We start from the raw sequence: 18,698 nt of genomic DNA on the forward strand, positions 1-18,698 counted from the left end.
AAGTTAGCTAGCAGCGGCAGCCTTGCCGCCGCTACCAATCGTTAAGTGTTGAACCACGCAGCGAGTTGTTGCTGATACGGCGTAATATCCCCAATGTTATTTTTAACCCATTCTGGATTGTAATAGGTATCTAAATAGCGCTCGCCACTGTCGCAAATTAAAGTGACGATGGCACCGCCTTTATTTTGATTTTTCATTTTTTCTGCACTTATTAAAGCACCCCACAAGTTGGTGCCTGTGGATGGCCCTGCTTTACGCCCCGTGAATTGTTCAAGCCATAACATCGCAGCAATACTTGCGGCATCCGGCACCTGCATCATATGGTCTATGACATCGGGCTGAAAAGACTTCTCTACTTTGGGGCGGCCAATGCCTTCGATACGGCTAGAGCGACCAGTACAAATAGTGTCATCATGTGTTGTATAGCCTTGATAAAAAGCGGAAAACTGGGGATCGACGACCATGAGTTCCGTATCATAGCCTTTGTACAGAATGTAACGGCCAAGTGTTGCTGAGGTACCGCCTGTACCAGCGCCCATGACAACTAGGCTGGGCACAGGGTAGGGTTCACACTTCATTTGATTAAAAATACTTTCGGCAATGTTGTTATTACCACGCCAGTCTGTCGCCCGCTCGGCGTACATGAATTGATCCATAAAATAGCCATCGCACTGCTTTGCAAGCGCTGCGGCGGTGTCATGCATTTGCGTTGCGCAATCAACAAAGTGGCATTGCCCGCCATAAAATTGGATTTGATCTATTTTACTTTGCGCCGTTGATGCCGGCATCACGGCAATAAAAGGCACGCCTATCATTTGTGCAAAGTAGGCTTCGGACACTGCAGTGCTACCAGAGGACGCTTCAATGACGGTAGTGCCCTCTTTTATTTTGCCATTGCACAGCGCATACAGAAATAACGAGCGGGCAAGGCGGTGTTTTAAGCTACCAGTTGGGTGGGTGCTTTCGTCTTTTAGGTATAAATAAATATCATTGAACTGTGGTAGTTGAAACTTAAACAAATGCGTGTCTGCAGAGCGATTTTGATCGGCTTCTATTTTCGCAATGCTTTGCTTTACCCAGTTTTTCATATTTATGAACTCCTATTGTGCGTTACCCAGGTGAAAAATCATATTTATTCTTTTTGGTTATAACTTATTCTATATCTAATTTGGAGATAATTTAAGCTTTATTTTTGCCTGCAAAGGTCGGGTTGTCGTTTTGCCTTGTTACTTTTTGTAGCAAATTAATATTCATCAAAGCCAAGGGCGCATTTTGATCATGCAGTGAATATGGCACACTGAGCATCATAAGTTGACGTGTTTGCCAGCGCATTTATCTAGGTAAAGGAAAGAAATTGAGCGATACACCCCAAAAAAAACAGCAAAAAGCCATTGCAAGCTTGCTACCCATAGTTGCGTTTATTAAGCCGTATAAGTGGGTTGCCTTGTTAGCACTGCTGGTCTTGTTAATTACCGCAGGTCTTAATTTGTCCATTGGTCAGGGGGTGAAATTTGTCATTGATAGCGGTTTTATCGCTGGTTCAAAAGAACAATTAACGCAAGCTATTTCTGGGTTAGTGGTTTTGATCTCGTTAGTTGCTGTAGGTACATTTTGTCGCTTTTATTTGATGAGCTGGCTTGGCGAGCGCGTCAGTGCGGATATTCGTAAAGCGGTATTTAATCAAATTGTGCATTTACATCCGAGCTATTTTGAAGAGAACCGCAGTGGCGAGATGATGTCACGTTTGACGACGGATACGACTTTGCTGCAATCCATTGTCGGGTCTTCTTTTTCGATGGCGCTACGCAGTGCTTTGGTGTTGCTCGGCGGCTTAATTATGTTACTTGTCACCAATATTAAACTGACTTTATTGGTGGTTGCCTGTGTGCCATTGACACTAATACCGATTATGATTTTTGGTAAACGGGTACGCAAGCTATCAGAGAATAATCAAAGTGCCATCGCGGATATTAGTACCTATGCTGGCGAGATCATTCAACATATCAAAGTGGTGCAAAGTTATACCCACGAAGAAAAAGAAAAACACGCTTTTGGTGGTGAGGTAGAGAAAGCGTTTAATGTCGCAAGGCAAAGTATTAAGCAGCGCTCTTTTTTAATCGCGGCTGTGATTTTCCTGACTTTTGGTGCCATCAGTGTGATGCTGTGGGTCGGTGGCATGGATGTGCTTGAAGGACGTATGACAGGCGGCGAGTTAGGCGCTTTTATCTTTTATGCCATTATGGTGGCGATGTCGGTAGCAACCATTGCAGAAGTGTACGGCGAATTGCAACGTGCAGCGGGCGCAGCCAGTCGCTTATTGGAGCTATTACAAATCGATAGTGCAATTAAGGATGTGGCTGAGCCAAAGCCAATGCATCATGGAAATGAGGTGAGTATTGCATTTAAAAAGGTGGATTTTTACTATCCCTCAAGGCCAGATACACCAGCACTCAAAGATATCAACTTATCTATTTTGAAAGGGAAAATAGTGGCTTTGGTTGGCCCATCTGGTGCAGGTAAAACCACTTTGTTTGAGCTATTACAGCGTTTTTATGATCCTCAGCAAGGAACTATTGAGTTTAATAATGAAGTGATAACACAAGTATCACTGACCGAATTACGCCACTCAATGGGTATGGTGCCACAACATCCTGTGCTCTTTAGTTCAGACGTATGGCATAACATTCGTTACGGTAACCCTGACGCGTCTGATGAGCAAGTGATAGAGGCAGCAAAGCGTGCCCATGCCCATGACTTCATCGAGCAATTACCAGATGGCTATGGCAGCTTTTTAGGGGAGCAAGGTGTGAGATTATCTGGTGGTCAAAAACAACGTATCGCCATTGCGCGCGCTATTTTGAAAGACCCAGATGTTTTGTTATTAGACGAAGCCACCAGTGCATTGGATGCGCAGAGTGAATTTCATGTGCAAGCAGCACTCAATGAATTAATGCAAAACAGAACAACTCTGATTATTGCCCACCGCTTGGCAACCGTGACCCATGCGGATGTGATCGTGGTGATGGATAAAGGTCAAATTGTTGATATGGGTACGCATCAAGGGTTACTTGAGAGCTCCGTGCTTTATCAAAAGTTATGCGAATTACAGTTTGATAAAGCACAGAGTATTGAGAGTCACACTATTTAGAACTGGAAGGTCAGTTTACCGTTAACTAGTGTGTCGTCCTCGTTACGATTGAACCAATTTGAGCGACTGTGAACAGCTTCTATCGAGCCGAGAAAGTATTTTGTAAACGCATACTCCAAGCTGATGCTTAGTCCAAAAGCAGAACCGTCATCGATAAAATAGCTTTGAGCGCATTCAGGTGCGTAGTTGTCTTTACAGCGAGTGTTATAATACGCACCATCGATGTCGCCGGTTTGATAAAAAATACTGCCATATAATAATGCATCAGGAGATAGGCGGTACCCTGTTATCCAAGCAATATCAATCAGATCCTGTGTAAGTTTCCAGTCTTTGTCTAATTCTGGTGTGTATTTGTTAGGGTATTTTGTCTCGAGACCGGTTTCTGTATCTGTCAGATATCCAAGCGTAACAGCATGGGAGATATTGCCCGTTTGTGCTGTTTCAGCATGTTGCCCAAATAGCTGGTACTTCAATGTTGCTTTAATTGCTTTTCCGATTTGGTACTTGGCTGAAAAGCCGCCCCCTAAAGTAGTTTCAGCATTAATAAAGAGACCTGTATCATTTGAACCCAGCGGGGCATCCCCTTTTGGAATTGGCTGGCCTTTGTCTAATCCTAAAGCTAATTTAAAATGGAAAGGTTCGCTATGCACTTCTGGGCTATCTAGTCGCACCGAGCCAGTGTCAGCTTCAGGCGTTGAGTTACAGCCTGCGAGTATGAATAAAGATGCCAAAGCTGCTGTGCATTTTTGCATGTTTTTTAATTCCTATTGAGATTTTTAATGATATTTATCACGGTGTGGATAGTATCTTTTTTTCCTTTAATAGCAACAAAGTGAATTGAAAATAGCTCATTTAATGAAAAACTATATCTATTTAGTCAGGTTGTGCTGATTGAGGTAAGGTGGTGACCCATGCGCGTGTGGTTGTGGTAATAGATAAGGGTCAAATGGTTAATATGGGCACTCATCAGGGGCCAGTTGAAAGCTCCGTACTTTATCAGAGTTTATGTGAGTTGCAGCTTGATAAAGTACAGAGTATTGAGCGCATTACTGCTTAAAATTGGTAGATAAAATTACCATTAACGAGGGTGTCATTTTCGTTGCGATTAAACCAATTAAAGCGGCTGTGACTTACTTCCATTGAGTACAGAAAATGCTTAGTCAATGCATATTCTACGGCCACGCTGAGGCCATATGCAGAGCCATCATCTGAAAAGTGGTTTTGGGCGCACTCTGGCGTATGTGGTCCGCTACAGCTGTTATAGAAAGCACCATCGATTTCGCCAAATTGATAAAATGCGCTGCCATATATAAGCGCGTCCTCTGAAAAGCGATAACCTGTTATCCATGCAACATCAATAAAGTCATGGTCAAGTTCCCAATCTCCATGAATTGTGGCGGAGTTGTGATTCTTATATTCTCCGTGACCTGACTCTTGATCGGATAAGTATCCAACAGCGATTGCATGAGAGATATTACCAGCTTGTGCTGTTTCTGCATGTTGTCCGGAAAATTGGTATTTTATAGACCACTTGACTGCTTTGCCCACTTGATATTTTGCAGAAAAGCCGCCTCCTAGAGACATCTCTGCACCGGCATAAAAATCTGATTCATTTGATTCAAGCGGGGCATCACCGATTGGAATGGGGCGACCTTTATCTGTACCGATTGCCAATTTTACATTGAAGGGCTGGCTATGTACTTCTGGACTATCTAAGCGCACAGAACCAGGGTCTGCTTCTGGTGGTGTCGATTGGCAACCAGTTAAGACGATTAAGGAGGTCAAAGCTGCAGCACATTTTTTCATATACTTCTGATCCATCTTGAGATTTTAAATGAGAATTATCGCGGTTGTGGATGGTATCTGTTTTTCCTGTAATAGCAACATAATGAAATGAAAATATGCGATTTTATGAAACACGTCATTTCATCAAGGTTGAGAAGGTTGGGGTTAGATGCAATCATAGAGTCAGCTTGTTGATGACTTATCAAAAAAGGAAAGGCAATGAAAAAATACATGGTGTTAGCTATGGGGCTACTCCTCACAGGGTGTTCAGACAGTGAAGTTGGTGACGTTTCTTTGGGGTTATTTACGCTAAAAGACATTAAATTAGACTCTATGATTGACCCTGTGGTGACAGGTGTCACATGCCATGTTGCCAGTGTTGAGGCTGACTTAAGCTTATCGGACCCAAGTGATAGTTCTATCTCATGTCGTCAAACGGGTGAGATCACAGCCGCCATGATAGCCAGTATTGATAAATCGAAATCTGGAGAAGTGGTATTTAAAAAGTCCAAGAGCATCTTTTTAAAAAGCATGAAGGTGCGTCGAATTTATGATGCAAAAAGTCAGACGCTGATGTACTTATCATATAGTACAAAAGAAACATCTGGCAGTTTTAAGCACAGTCTATCGACGGTGCCTTTGTGGGGCACTTCCGCTTATATCACTGCAAAGACAGAGCAATAAATGGATGTCATGGTCGAGCTGAATTCGACCATGACAAACAACTACTTTTCGCCTAATACTTCAAACTCGTCATATATTAGACGTGCATGGCCATCTTCTTCAATGACCCAATGCTCTTTATGCACCACCCCATAGGCTTTGTTCATGGTCCATTTTGAAGTCAGAATATAGCCGCCTTCAGGGGACGGCTGCCAATCAACTTCGCTGTATTCCACACTGTGAAAACCTTGATCCATGATATCTTGCCAAAACTGTGCGATTTGCTCACGACCAGTGAATTCTCCAAATGGCAGTGCTTTCATCGTGGCATGTTTTGTATATTGCTGTGCACACGCTTGTGCATCTTGACGGTTAAAAGCTTGTTGCCATGCGCTAATACCAGCTTTACAAAGTGCCAGTTGCGTTGTGTGAGTGCTCATTCGATTGCTCCGATAAATTAAACTTGTTTTAGCATAGCGATTTAATTAGATTTAAAAAACAAGGTAAAAAGAACGCACTGTTTACTCTAGGAGAACAATCAATGAATAAGTTGCGGCATATGTCTTTGTTTGCACAGATTGTTGAAAGTGGATCGATTACAGCAGCCGCCAATGCCCTCGGGTTATCCAAATCTGTATTGAGCCAGCATTTAAAAGAGCTTGAGCAATCGCTTGGGGTAATGCTACTGCGACGCACAACGCGTAAGCAAAGCCTAACCGTTGCTGGGCAGGGGTTTTATGAGCAATGTAAGTTAATCAATCAAACTGCTCAGTTAGCTTGGCTAGAGACGGCACAATTTAATGATGTGCCCAAAGGCAAGGTCAAAATAACCGCACCGAACGTGCTAATGACGACCTTAGTCGCGCCCGCTCTGGTTGGGGTATGTATCGAGTATCCAGCGCTTGAACTTGAGCTGGTTGCTGATGATCAGCAGCTAGACCTGCAAGCGCAAAATATCGATTTGGCAATTCGTGTCGGGCGCTCGAAAAACAGCGATGCGAAGCAGCGTTGGGTGGGAGAATTTAAAGATGTGCTGTGCGGCTCATCAACTCTCTTAAAAACGCAGCCTCCTGAAGCGTTACGCTATATTGCTAATATTTGGCAAGATCAGCACATAGAGCATGTTTTTACCTCCTCCACAGGGCAGGAAAAAGTATTTTCAACTCGCGCAAGCTGCCAAGTAAACACGTTTGATACGTGCTTTGCCATGATAGCGCAAGGAGCGGGAATTGGCTTGGTGCCAGACTTTAAGTTGCCAGAGCTCGCCACGCAAATATGTGAGGTTTTTCCAGAGTACAGCCTAAAGGCAAATCCGATATTTGCACTGCACACATTTGATAAGCAAATACCACTGAGTATCAAAGTCTGTTTGCAAGCGATTGAAAACAAACTAGCCCAGAGCATGGACTAGCTTATTATTTTACTGACTTTAATTGGTTGTACGTGATTGTGCGTCGCTATAAGCTTCAAAGTCTTGCTGCGGCACATAAACAGTGTAACCTCGGCTGGGCGCCGTGAAATACCCTCTGCCATCGTCATAGATGGTGACTCTGTCATTCGTATCGAATGCATTCACGAGCGTTTGACCCGCTAAATCACTAAACCCGGTTGCATGGGTTGTCACCCATACGCCTTTTCGTTCGGCGTCATGATTGTTTAATACAATAATGGCACCTTGCTTGTTGTGTTTGCCAAATCGCCTTGCAATATACACATGTTGTACATCACCATAGGGAGCGCCCTGCTCTGAAAGTACCACTAAGCCACCATCCATATAGGTGTTACGAGCGAACATCAATTGCTTAATATCCCGTTGTAAACTCATAGGGGCGGTCGTTGTAAGGGCTGGATCATGATAGTCGTGTTGTTTTACCGCAAAATAATGGGAATAGAATACAGTGGGCTTTCCCTCATGAGTTAAAATATAGGCATAGGCCAATTTATGATCTTGATGCACCCATTTGTCGTGCTCTTTACCTGTGTCGTGGTTTTCAACAAAGGTGACCACTGATGTCCCCGGTAGGTGATTACCGCGATTATTTCGTACAAGCCCAGCATGATTGAGTGAGCGCATATCAAAACTTTGATCTTGATTGCTCATTTGCGTTAGCACTGATTTTAGAGGGAAATCAAACGCATCGATATCTGCGCCCGCGTTTTGTACAGACTCTATCCATGACTTAATACTGCTATCGCCGCCCCAATATTCAGCGACGATAAATGGCTGCTTGCCATGACTTTTTGGCAAGCTATTGACCCATTTTGCTGCAAATTCTGGCTGAAAACCGCGTACAAAATCGAGTCGAAAGCCATCAAATTTATGCTGTGTTTTGAGCCATTTCCCCCAATCAATTAACTTTCGCTGCACGCGTGGTGAAAAGGTATTGGTATCATTACCAAAAAACTTGGTATTGGTGATGACTTCATCATTGCCCAGCTCTCCTAACCAGTCATCACCATTCACTGGATGAAAGTCATCATATTGCCAGCCATCATCGCTACTGGGGTAATTACCGTCAGTATGTCTTTCTGGTGGTGTTATCCGAGTATTGGTATAAGCATATAAATGTGTATGCGTGATGTTTTGGGCAGTTTGATTGGGGGCGTCTTGTTGCCACACTTCAATTGGTAAAAAGCCATTATTTTGCGACGCATCAAACCAAGCTGTGGGGCTATTTATGTCTCCTTGCTTTGCGCTAAGCTTGATATATAAATCCGTTTTGTGTGGTACATCCAACCAGTATTCATCGATATCAGCTTGGTCAATAATGCGCCCACGTAGTGTGGTATTTAAACCAGAAAAAGCGTTACTGCCAGGGCGGGTAGTTGCATAATTACCGTCATTTGGTTCTTGCTCTATGTAAATCGTAGTTGGCGTGACGGTATTTTTAGCCTCGGTGATGCTCAGGTTATACCCTCTGGAGCTGATGTGTTGGGTCCATGGCATGGTAGTGCCATAGCCTTGAATCTTAATATAAATTCGTCCATGTACATCTTTGAGTTGCCAGCTAATCTCATTACTAGGGTAGGCAACGTGCTGATGTTGGTGCGCTTTGCTCATGGCATATGCTTTGACCGCAGGGTTAATTTCACTGTCTTGTTCATTGCTGTAGATATGATTGAGTACCACATCGGCATAGACTTCGATTTGATGGTGTTGCATGGTATTGATCATGTTTGTTAGCTCACTTTGGCTGCCAAAACGCGTTTCAATACTGCCTTTTTGCAGGTAACGGCCAAGATCATAATGGTCGTATACACCATAGCCCATATCGATGATCCCCCAATTACCTTTAGAAGGTGGTGGGATCCAAATACTAGAAAAACCCGCACGGGATAAGCTGGGTGCTTGCTCAGTTAAATGTTCCCACCAAATGCCATTTTTGTTTTTTTCATCTACAGGCACATCCCAGTAAAAACCTTGTAACATCACATCATCGGTCGCCAAACATAACGTTGGCGTACAGCAGAGCAGCGCGCCGCAAAGCAGATATTGTGCAGCAGTTGGAGAGTAAAAGGTTTGGGGTTGAATATTTTTTATCATATTGCATGTCCTTGCAGAGTTAATTTGAGATGTTTTTTATTCAGTTCAATTTTAACCTAGCATGTTTGGCGAGGATCTGTGTTGAATACGTATGCAAAGTCACATTGGTGGGCATAAAGTACAATGCTTCAGTCTGTTCGGATAAATTTGCCTCACTATTTTTGATGTGTTATATCATATCTATTAGGGTGTTTTTTAGGGACTGATTATGAGAGCTTTGGCATTGTTTATACTTTTTATGGGCGTTCAATTTTCGCCTTTGGCTGCCAAAGATATGTTGATCCCGCTTCGTGATAACACCCAATTGGCGGCCACGCTATATTTGCCTGAACAAAAGCAAAATCAATTTAAGAAGTTTCCAGTCATTGTGCAATTTACTCCTTATGGGCGGGCCGAAGCTAAGTCGAGAGGTGAATACTTCAGTCAACATGGATATATATTTGTTGCGGTAGATAGCAGAGGTTTAGGCGATTCTGCTGGACAATTTTTGCCTTTTATTGATGAGGGGAAAGATGGTTACGATGTCATTGAGTACTTGGCTCAGTACCCACTAAGTAATGGTAAAGTAGGGACTCTAGGTGGTTCATATCGAGGCTTTGCGCAGTGGGCGATACAGAAATACCGACCGCCTTCACTACACTCTATGGTTGCCATTGCATCTGTGTATCCGGGATATGACTTTCCCATAAGAAACAATATTTTTTCTGATTATGCCATATCGTGGTTGGACTTTGTGCTATCCAAAGATGAGAGTAAGCGCTATGGCTCAGGAGATGGTTGGAGCAATGCATATTTACAGCAAAAAAATAATGGCACAGCATTTAAAGATTTAGATAAATATAACAGCCATTTATCCAAGGTTTACCAAGCTTGGCTAGCGCGCCCGAATTACGATAAATATTGGCAAAATATGGTGCCAGAGCGGAGTAATTATACCGAGATATCAACGCCGATTTTGTCGATAACAGGTCATTATGATGGCGATCAGCGAGGCACTTTAAAATATTACAAAAACCATCTGCAATGGGCAAAGCAGCAGGTGTTTGAGCAACATTATTTAATCATGGGACCTTGGGATCATAGTGGCACGAGAGTGCCTAAAAGGCAGGTACATCAAGCACAGTTTAAACCCCAATCTATGCTTGATATGCCAAAGGTTTATTTAGATTGGTTTAATTGGACATTGAAAGGGAGGAATAAGCCTATGTACTTAAGCTTGCCTGTGCTCCAGTACATACAAAGTAAAGGACAGTGGCTTGGCCAGCATAGCCTGCGATCCGGCTCCAATTTAGAACATGCATCTTTACAAAGCATGCTAATAAATCAGAGGGAGCATAGCGTTAGTCCAGTGCCATACAGCAGTTATGATTATGATCCAAAAAAAGAGATTACTTTGCCTGAGGCATTTGATATGACTGGCTCGGTGGACTTACCGAGCGAGCAAAGCAGTTATGTGGCGTTTGAAACTCCGGCACTTGAGCAAAATAAAGTGCTTTTTGGGCAATTTGAAGCACACATTTGGCTTAGCATGAATGTTGCCGATACAGATGTATATCTAGAGGCCTTTGAAGCCTGCCCAGATAGCGCAATGCGTTTATTGAGCCAAGCACAGCGGCGTATTAAATATAGAGATACGCTATCCTCACCTGTTTCAACCCCTATCAATGTCCCTTTCTCTGTCAAATTTGATGATTTTGATTGGGTCGCAAGAGAGATTAATCAGGGGTGTAAATTACGGTTTCTCTTTCGCTCATCAAAGTGGCATCAACAAAAACACTTTAATAGTGCTTTACCCGTCGCTTTTCACACCATGGCAAATGCGCAAGAAGCTGAGATACGCATACTACATAGCGATGATTATTCCAGCCATATTCAGATCCCGTGGTTAGATCCAAACGCCGATGTGGTAAAGCCTTTAAACCTGCCACTTAGCCAATAAATGATTACGCCATGGGGATACTGACAAAGACAGAGGTGCCTGATTGCTCGTCGCTGCGATACTCGATATAGCCTTTTTGCTGCTCAGTGAGCAGTTTGGCGGTGTAGGTACCTAGGCCTGAGCGAGTCCCCTTACCATGAGATACAAACTTGTCTAAAAAGTTTTGTCGAATTGGCTGAGCAATCACATCTGAGTTATGTATTTCTATGGTATGAAATTGATTGTCACTTTGTGCACTGACTGTGACTGCTTTGTCTTTTGATGAGGCCTCGAGTGCATTTTGCAGCAGGTGGGTAAATACAGCGAACAACAATGACTGCTCCGCTTTTACTTGCAAGCCATCAGGCACGGTATTGGCTATTTTTATTTGCTGCTTGGAGATGATGTGACTTAATCCTAGTATCACTTTATCGAGAATGCTATGGACTGACAGTGACGACGGGTTGTAAGAATATTCATTGCGTTCAATTTTTTGCAGCGCTTGCATATTATCAAGGTGTAATTGTAATTGTTGGCAGTTTTGCTGAATAAAGTCTAAATACTGCTGTGCTTTTTGCGGGTCATTTAAATGGGTTGATAGCGCGTTGCTGGCGGTTTGGATTTCTTTAATGGGGTTAACGACTTCTTGTTGGTTTACCGTATCAAATTGATCTCTCAGTTTGGCATTTTCCATCATGGTATCAATTTGTGCACGCATGAGGCGATTAGAGTCGATGGCACGGCAGTGGGCTTTTACCCGTGACCGTACAATAGAGGGGTTGGCAGGTTTGGTAATGTAATCTACAGCCCCTAATTCTAATCCTTTGACGATGTGCTCTGTTTGTTCTAATGCAGATAAAAATATCACCGTAATATGTTGCGTATTGGGATCGGCTTTAAGGCGTTTGCACACTTCAATACCATCCATATCTGGCATCATGATATCCAGCAGTACCAAATCAGGCTGCGGTTCCATTGCGCATATTTGAAGTGCTTTTTTACCGTTCAGTGCCGCTTTTACTTTGTAATCTTTACGCAAAATATCACTGATCACTTTAATGTTATCAGCGACATCATCAACCACTAAGACTTGTGTAATGTGTTCTTTTTGCTCTGTTTGCTCAGTTGCCTCGGCTTTCATGGGGCGCACAGGCTTACTCAATGCACGTTGTAAACGTGATAGTAAAATTTGGCTTGAGAAGGGTTTGACTATGTACTCGGATACGCCGCATTGAATCGCTTGCATTACATTGCCTTGATCTATGGTGGCAGACGTCATAACGAATGGGATCTGGGCTGTGCGCGGATTACTACGCACATATTGCAATAGTGAAATGCCATCGAGCTTTGGCAGTTTCCACTCTGAGATGATTAATTGTATATCGTTGTAATTGAGTTTTTCTCTCGCATCCACGCCGTTAGAGCTTTGTACAACGGTGACGCTTGGCGCTAGTTTTTTTGCCGTACTGGCTATCATGGAACGGATGGTTTCATGAGGTTCCACAATTAACACCGTCAGTGGTTGAGGGTTATCACTCCAAGTCATTGAGCTCTCCGCGTCAAATTTGCTTAATGAGAATTACTGGCTAATTGACTGTCCTTAGCACGCGACTGCATAACTGAGTGATTGATAGACAAAAATTAACTTCTTCTTATTTTGCACATGTTATCGAAAAGTGTCTAATAATTATGCATACACTTACCCAATTTGAAAAGTACGCACTATGCTAATTGAGCGTGGTGAAACCGTAAGGTTTAGTGTGTCATTCAAATGATTCAAGGAGTCAGATATGCGCCTTTGGCGGCTGTGTTTTGTTTTGCTAGTTTTATGTGTGTTTGCAGGAAGTGCCAAGGGCACCACTGAGGTTAAAGTGGAGGCTATCTCCGCTTATAACGGGTTGGCTAACCCGCAGATTTACGCGGTATCAAAAGATCCCCAAGGGTTTATGTGGTTTGGCAGTGCTGATGGAGTAAAGCGCTATGATGGCTATCAATTTGTCAGTTTTAATCATGATCCGAATGACGACAATTCTCTCTCAGCAAACAGTGTTGGGGCGCTACTGTTTGATAAACAAGGTCGGCTTTGGGCGGGCACTTGGGGCGGCGGATTAAACTTATTTAATCGAGATAAGCAGCAATTTACCCATTTTAAACATGATGAGGCAAACCCCAATTCACTGGGCGCAAATAAAGTACAAACGCTATTTGAAAGCCGAGACGGCACCTTGTGGGTGGGCACAAATGGCGGCGGCCTTAATCGCTTGAAAGAAGATCAACAAAGCTTTGAGCGCTTTGTGATGCAGCAAGACAATCCATATAGTTTGGGTAGTGATCGGGTTTGGAGTATTAGTGAAGGGAGTAAAGGCGGTATTTGGGTAGGGACCTCTAATGGTTTGTATCGATTAGACCGAGATACAGGGCAATTTCAGGGGTTTAGTGTGGCACCTAATTCTTTGGATCATGCTGAGGTGCGCCAGGTTTCTGTTGATAACCTTGGCAGGGTGTGGGTAGCGACTCGCACCAGTTTTGGTTTGTTCAACCCGGAAACTGCCGAGTATCGAATTTATAATATTCCATCAGGTGCATTGCCAAGCGTGACGCGCTTACATCATTTTAATGAAGATATATTATTGGCGACTTTTGCCGGAGTTTATCGTTTTTCGCCCCGAGAAAATCAATTTGTGCCTGTGATTGAAAACGGCGACCTCACCTTATTACAAAATCGCGATGTAAGACAAATCTTGATTGATGACAGTGGCTTATTATGGGCAGCTACGCGCTACTCTGGCGTGCAAAAAGTTTTTCCAAATCCTCCAGCGTTTATTTCGTGGCAAAACTTTTTAAGTGAGCAGTTACTCTCTGGGTTATTCAATCAAGTCTTAACGATTGAACAAGCCAAAGCGGGCGGCGTGTGGCTTGGCACTGGCCGAGGCTTGGTGCATTTTGATGGTCAAACTCAGTTCACGCCATTTGCGGATGAAAAAACCTTACAGGGAAACTATCGATTGCGTGTACACAGTATGGCTCGAGATCTTAATGGGCAACTGTTTGCGGCGACAAGTTTTGGTGTGTATCGCGTCGATGAAAATAATAAATCTTTGACCATAGTTCCGCTGTCATGGCTTGAGGATTCGCGCCGCTCTGTTGAGCATATTAGCTTTGATAAGCAGGGCAGTATGTGGTTAGTCCTATCTGGACGAAGTGGCTTAACAAAGCTGGATACGGGTAATAACACAATAGTACATTTTCTCGAAGGGCAAGATCTAGAGTTTACATTTCATGATAGTGAAGGGTATGTATGGGCGGGTAGTGATGGAGAGGGAGTGTTTAGAATAAATCCTGCTACCTCCAACTTCGAGCAATATACTGCTCATGGTAAACAGGTGGGGCCAAATGGGAATTATGTCAGTCATGTTATGCAGCAAGGCGATTATATTTGGTTGGCAACTAATTTAGGGATCACCCGTTTTGACATTGCCACTAAGCAATTTAAGCAATATGACAATACCGCCTCCCAGGTAAATTTTGCCGTGCAATCGATAGCCCAAGATAAAGAGGGCTTTTTGTGGTTTGCCAGTGCTAGTGGTGTATTCAAATTTGATCCTATTTATGGCATTTTTCATCAATTTACCACCAATGATGGTTTGATAAACCATCATTTTTTAGCGCGCTCCTTTATTGTCTTTGACGAGCAAATTTTATTTGGCAGCATTGATGGAGTCACGGGATTTAACCCAAAAGACGTCAAAGTCAATACCAGTGCGCCTCCTGTTGCATTTACACAGGCTTTTATCGATGGTAATCCCATCGAAATCGACAGTGGTGAAATTCGTTTAGGCCATCAAGACAAAAATTTATCAATTCATTTTGCTGCACTGGATTTTCAAGCGACAGATGATAACCGCTACCGTACTTGGCTGGTTGGATATCATGAACAATGGAGTGATATCACACCTGAGCACATTGTTAACTACCGAGAGCTCCCGCCAGGAGAGTATCGTTTTAGGGTGCAAGGGAGTAACAATCATGGAGTTTGGAATCAAGTTGGGATTGAGCTTAAGGTGATAAGCGTGCCTGCATGGTATCAAACTCTGTGGTTTCAAATTTCCATGCCGGTCATTGTCGTGATTGCTTTGCTGCTTGGATTTTGGCTGAGGGTTAGGCAATTGCGTGAAAATAGCATTGAGTTAGAGCGCAAAATAGCTAAGCGTACACGCGACATTGTGGTTCTTGGTGAAGTAGGAAAAGAGGTTGCCGCTACCTACGACATGCATGTGATCAGTGAAACCATTTACACGCACCTAAGCGATATCCTACATTGTGAATTTTTTGCCGTTGGTGTGTTTTATCCTGAGAAAAACTATATAGATTATATTTATGCCATGCAACAAGGCGAGCTCTATGAAGCATTGGAGAGCCATACTAGGGTGGTGAGTAGTGCCGATGTTTATTGTGTATCTAGTGGTCAAGAGTTTTATGCTGCCAGTGATGAAAGTTGGCAAAAAGTGGGGCTCAAAGCCTGTAATAACCTTTATGGTGAGCAAACCAAATCTGTATTTTGTGCGCCACTGATTGTCGATGGCAAGGTGATTGGAGTATTTACAGTACAGTCAAACAAACCTCGGGCGTATAAAGAAGTGCATTTAAATGTTTTGCGCTCTGTGGCCAATCATATTGCGGTGGCGCTTGCCAATTCATTGTCGTACAGCGAACTTAAAGAAGCGGAGCAGCGACTAGACTTGGCCATGCAAGGCGCTAATGCAGGCACATGGGAATGGGATTGCCAAAGTGATTTACTCGTGACCAATGGTATTTGGTCGACCATGCTGGGGTACCAAGAAGGGGAGCTTGAGCTGCGCTATGGCAACACCATCAAGCGCTGGCGGGAGCTTATTCACCCAGATGATGTGGCAGTGGTAGAAAGTGCACTTCAGGCGCATCTTAGCAAGCAGTCAGATACTTACCGCTGTGAACTGCGCATGAAAACCGCCAGTGGAGAGTGGAAATGGATTTTGAGCATGGGACAAAGTGTATTTGTGAATCAAGATAGCAGGCGCAAAGAAATGTTCGGTATTCATATGGACATCTCAGATTCGAAAGGGCTAGAAGCTGCACTAAAGCAAGCTAAAGAGCGCGCAGAAAGTGCCACTCAAGCGAAGTCAGATTTTCTGTCGAATATGTCTCATGAAATACGTACACCGATGAATGCCATTATTGGCATGAGCTATTTGGCATTAGAGACAGAGCTGAATTTTAAGCAGCGTAACTATGTGGAGAAAATCCATCGCAGTGCAGAGTCTTTACTTGGCATCATCAATGATATTTTGGACTTTTCTAAAATTGAAGCCGGAAAGCTAGATATTGAGCAGGTAGAATTTTCAATACAAGAGACCTTGCGCAGCTGTTTAGATTTAATTGCAGTGAAAGCGAAAGAGAAGGGGTTGGAGCTATGTGCGCATATTGACCCCAACGTGCCTAGCAAGTTAGTTGGCGATCCACTGCGTTTGTCGCAAATATTGCTTAATCTCGGTAGTAACGCGGTGAAGTTCACCGAACAAGGTGGCGAAGTGCTGGTGGATGTGCGTGTGGAGCAGCAACTGGCAGGAGAGTTAACCTTAAAGTTTGCTGTGGTTGACTCGGGTATTGGCATGACACAAGAACAGCAAGCGAAATTATTCAGCTCTTTCTCTCAAGCCGATACGTCGACGACGAGAAAATATGGTGGTACAGGACTTGGGCTGGCCATTTGTAAAAAGCTAGTGGAGTTAATGCAAGGTGAGATCCATTGCCAAAGCGCGCAGGGAGTGGGCAGTACTTTTAGTTTTACACTGGTACTTGATGATGCGCTGTGTGAACCTGCAGTGCTAGAGAGGTTACCAGCGACACAGGCGCTGATCATTGATGATAACTTCAGTTCAAGCCGTTATCTAGGCTCTTGCTTATCCCGCTTTGAAATTGAATCACGCAGTGTATCGTCTGCCGATATGACGGATTTAGGTGACTTATTACTGTCTGTAGACATAGTGTTCATTGATATGCGCGTTGAACAGGCCCATGGTTACCTTCAGCAAGTGCAGCAGGCAAAGCCTGCAATCCCTTGTATTTTGATGCCCTTATATGATGCGCAAAATGTTGACGCTTATTTGAAGCATATTGAGAGAGGGAGCTATTTACTCAAGCCATTTTTAGCAGATGATGTGTATAGTGCGATGCAGCGAGCGTTTGGGTTCATCGAACAGCCAGCTGAACAAAGTTACGAGCAAGATGAACAAGCACATCAGTTGGCTGGTGCTCGATTGTTGTTGGTAGAAGATAATGATTTAAATCAAGAGCTAGCAGTCACCTTATTAACAAGCAAAGGCATCGAAGTTGACGTGGCTGAGCATGGGCAGCAAGCACTAGATATGTTGGCGAAAAGCACATTCGACGGTGTATTGATGGATTGTCAGATGCCGGTGATGGATGGGTATACGGCGACGCGAAAAATACGTGAGCAAAGCCAGTTTGAGTCTTTGCCTGTAATTGCGATGACCGCCAGTGTTATGATGGATAATCAAGATGCGGCACTTGCTTGCGGCATGAATGACATAATTAGCAAGCCGCTCAATATCGAAAAAATGTTTGAAACTTTACGAAAGTGGATTTCAGTCTCTAAGCCGCCTAAAACCGATTCAGAACAGCCTCAAACTGCGATGGGCGATACTGATTATCCCGATATAGAAGGCATCGACACCGGTATTGCCATCTCTATTTCACAGGGGGATTCAGCCCTTTTTAAACGCTTACTCAAGCGTTTTGTTGATCGTCAGCAGCATTTTCATGCGCACTTTGAAGAGGCGTTGGAGCAACAACATACCGATCCCGATGCGCCGATGCGTTGTGCTCACACACTAAAAGGGACTGCAGGTAATATAGGTGCGACGCAAGTACAGGCTGTAGCAGATGAGTTGGAGCAGTTGTGTGCTGATAAACAGCCACATACATCTGCACTGAATCAAGTACATGAAAAACTAGAGCCCTTAATCTTTGCGATTCAGCAGGTTTTAAATAATCAGTCCAATGAAGTTAAATCACCAGTACTTCAATCGAGTGCCTTAACGGAGCAACAAGTCGCACAGATGTTGGAACAACTAACCGTATTACTTGAAGATTATGATACCGAGGCCATTGATTTAGTCAGTGAATTGTTACCTGTATATGAAGGTACAAAATTTGTTGATGCGTTCCAGCAACTGGTGAGCTTGATTGATGATTACGATTTTGATGCAGCTAAGGCACTGTTGGCAAAGATCCAACCTGAATTGATGGTATCAGAGCAAGTATAAGGCTAACTTAGGTGATTTGACGCGAATTTGAGAAGCTATGTGTGTCCTGAATTGTCAAACTTGCTGATATTCGTTGGAAAATGCGGTACGCATTGGTCAAGGTATTTGGGCAAGGATTGACGAAGTGCACGCTCAGCTAAAAGCGCGTTTAAATTGTCATTAATTCATCTGGATTAAAAATGCTGGGCGTACTGGTCAAGGTATGTTGGCAAGGATTGACGAGGTGCACGCCCAGTTAAAAGCGCGTTTAAATTGTCATTAATTCATCTTGGTTAAAAATGCTGGGCGTACTGGTCAAGGTATGTTGGCAAGGAT

At 43.5% G+C, this 18,698-nt stretch carries 12 protein-coding genes; 6 read left to right on the forward strand and 6 right to left on the reverse strand.

Annotated features, from left to right (window positions below; genetic code table 11):
* Positions 1–41 precede the first annotated feature (41 nt).
* A complete protein-coding gene (locus tag L1077_RS11175) occupies positions 42–1,088 on the reverse strand; it encodes a PLP-dependent cysteine synthase family protein (protein ID WP_239032965.1) in 1,047 nt (348 codons plus the stop codon).
* Positions 1,089–1,354: 266 nt separating this feature from the next.
* Between L1077_RS11175 and L1077_RS11180 the strand changes: the two genes are divergently transcribed.
* Positions 1,355–3,148 carry an ABC transporter transmembrane domain-containing protein gene (locus L1077_RS11180; RefSeq protein WP_237136926.1) on the forward strand — a complete coding sequence of 598 codons (1,794 nt, stop codon included), beginning with the start codon at positions 1,355–1,357 and terminating at the stop codon, positions 3,146–3,148.
* On the opposite strand, the gene L1077_RS11185 is transcribed toward L1077_RS11180, so the two are convergent.
* Positions 3,145–3,900, reverse strand: coding sequence for a hypothetical protein (locus tag L1077_RS11185; protein ID WP_237136927.1), 756 nt, complete (start codon positions 3,898–3,900; stop codon positions 3,145–3,147). The genes L1077_RS11180 and L1077_RS11185 overlap by 4 nt on opposite strands.
* A 152-nt stretch (positions 3,901–4,052) precedes the next feature.
* On the opposite strand from L1077_RS11185, the gene L1077_RS11190 reads away from it, so the two are divergent.
* Positions 4,053–4,205, forward strand: a complete 153-nt coding sequence (locus tag L1077_RS11190; protein ID WP_237136928.1) for a hypothetical protein — start codon at positions 4,053–4,055, stop codon at positions 4,203–4,205.
* Here L1077_RS11190 and L1077_RS11195 read toward each other — a convergent pair.
* Positions 4,202–4,954, reverse strand: a complete 753-nt coding sequence (locus tag L1077_RS11195; protein WP_237136929.1) for a hypothetical protein — start codon at positions 4,952–4,954, stop codon at positions 4,202–4,204. The two genes, L1077_RS11190 and L1077_RS11195, sit on opposite strands and share 4 nt — an antisense overlap.
* A gap of 198 nt (positions 4,955–5,152) precedes the next feature.
* Between L1077_RS11195 and L1077_RS11200 the strand changes: the two genes are divergently transcribed.
* Positions 5,153–5,617: a CreA family protein gene (locus L1077_RS11200; RefSeq protein ID WP_211035608.1), complete on the forward strand. Its 465-nt coding sequence runs from the start codon at positions 5,153–5,155 to the stop codon at positions 5,615–5,617.
* Positions 5,618–5,658: 41 nt separating this feature from the next.
* On the opposite strand, the gene L1077_RS11205 is transcribed toward L1077_RS11200, so the two are convergent.
* Positions 5,659–6,036: a YybH family protein gene (locus tag L1077_RS11205; RefSeq protein ID WP_237136930.1), complete on the reverse strand. Its 378-nt coding sequence runs from the start codon at positions 6,034–6,036 to the stop codon at positions 5,659–5,661.
* A gap of 101 nt (positions 6,037–6,137) precedes the next feature.
* Between L1077_RS11205 and L1077_RS11210 the strand changes: the two genes are divergently transcribed.
* On the forward strand, positions 6,138–7,007 hold the full coding sequence (locus tag L1077_RS11210; protein WP_237136931.1) for a LysR family transcriptional regulator: 870 nt from the start codon (positions 6,138–6,140) through the stop codon (positions 7,005–7,007).
* Positions 7,008–7,025: 18 nt separating this feature from the next.
* Here the strand turns inward: L1077_RS11210 and L1077_RS11215 are convergent, their stop codons facing one another.
* Positions 7,026–9,140 (reverse strand): alpha-amylase family glycosyl hydrolase, encoded by a 2,115-nt coding sequence (locus L1077_RS11215; RefSeq protein ID WP_237136932.1) that lies wholly within the window; start codon positions 9,138–9,140, stop codon positions 7,026–7,028.
* 208 nt (positions 9,141–9,348) lie between these two features.
* Between L1077_RS11215 and L1077_RS11220 the strand changes: the two genes are divergently transcribed.
* Positions 9,349–11,079 carry a CocE/NonD family hydrolase gene (locus L1077_RS11220; protein WP_237136933.1) on the forward strand — a complete coding sequence of 577 codons (1,731 nt, stop codon included), beginning with the start codon at positions 9,349–9,351 and terminating at the stop codon, positions 11,077–11,079.
* Positions 11,080–11,083: 4 nt separating this feature from the next.
* On the opposite strand, the gene L1077_RS11225 is transcribed toward L1077_RS11220, so the two are convergent.
* Positions 11,084–12,604 (reverse strand): response regulator, encoded by a 1,521-nt coding sequence (locus tag L1077_RS11225; RefSeq protein ID WP_237136934.1) that lies wholly within the window; start codon positions 12,602–12,604, stop codon positions 11,084–11,086.
* A 244-nt stretch (positions 12,605–12,848) separates the two neighbouring features.
* Between L1077_RS11225 and L1077_RS11230 the strand changes: the two genes are divergently transcribed.
* Positions 12,849–18,383 (forward strand): two-component regulator propeller domain-containing protein, encoded by a 5,535-nt coding sequence (locus L1077_RS11230; protein ID WP_237136935.1) that lies wholly within the window; start codon positions 12,849–12,851, stop codon positions 18,381–18,383.
* The last annotated feature ends 315 nt before the right edge of the window (positions 18,384–18,698 follow it).

The organism is Pseudoalteromonas luteoviolacea, assembly GCF_021654285.1.
GTDB lineage: Bacteria > Pseudomonadota > Gammaproteobacteria > Enterobacterales > Alteromonadaceae > Pseudoalteromonas > Pseudoalteromonas luteoviolacea_J.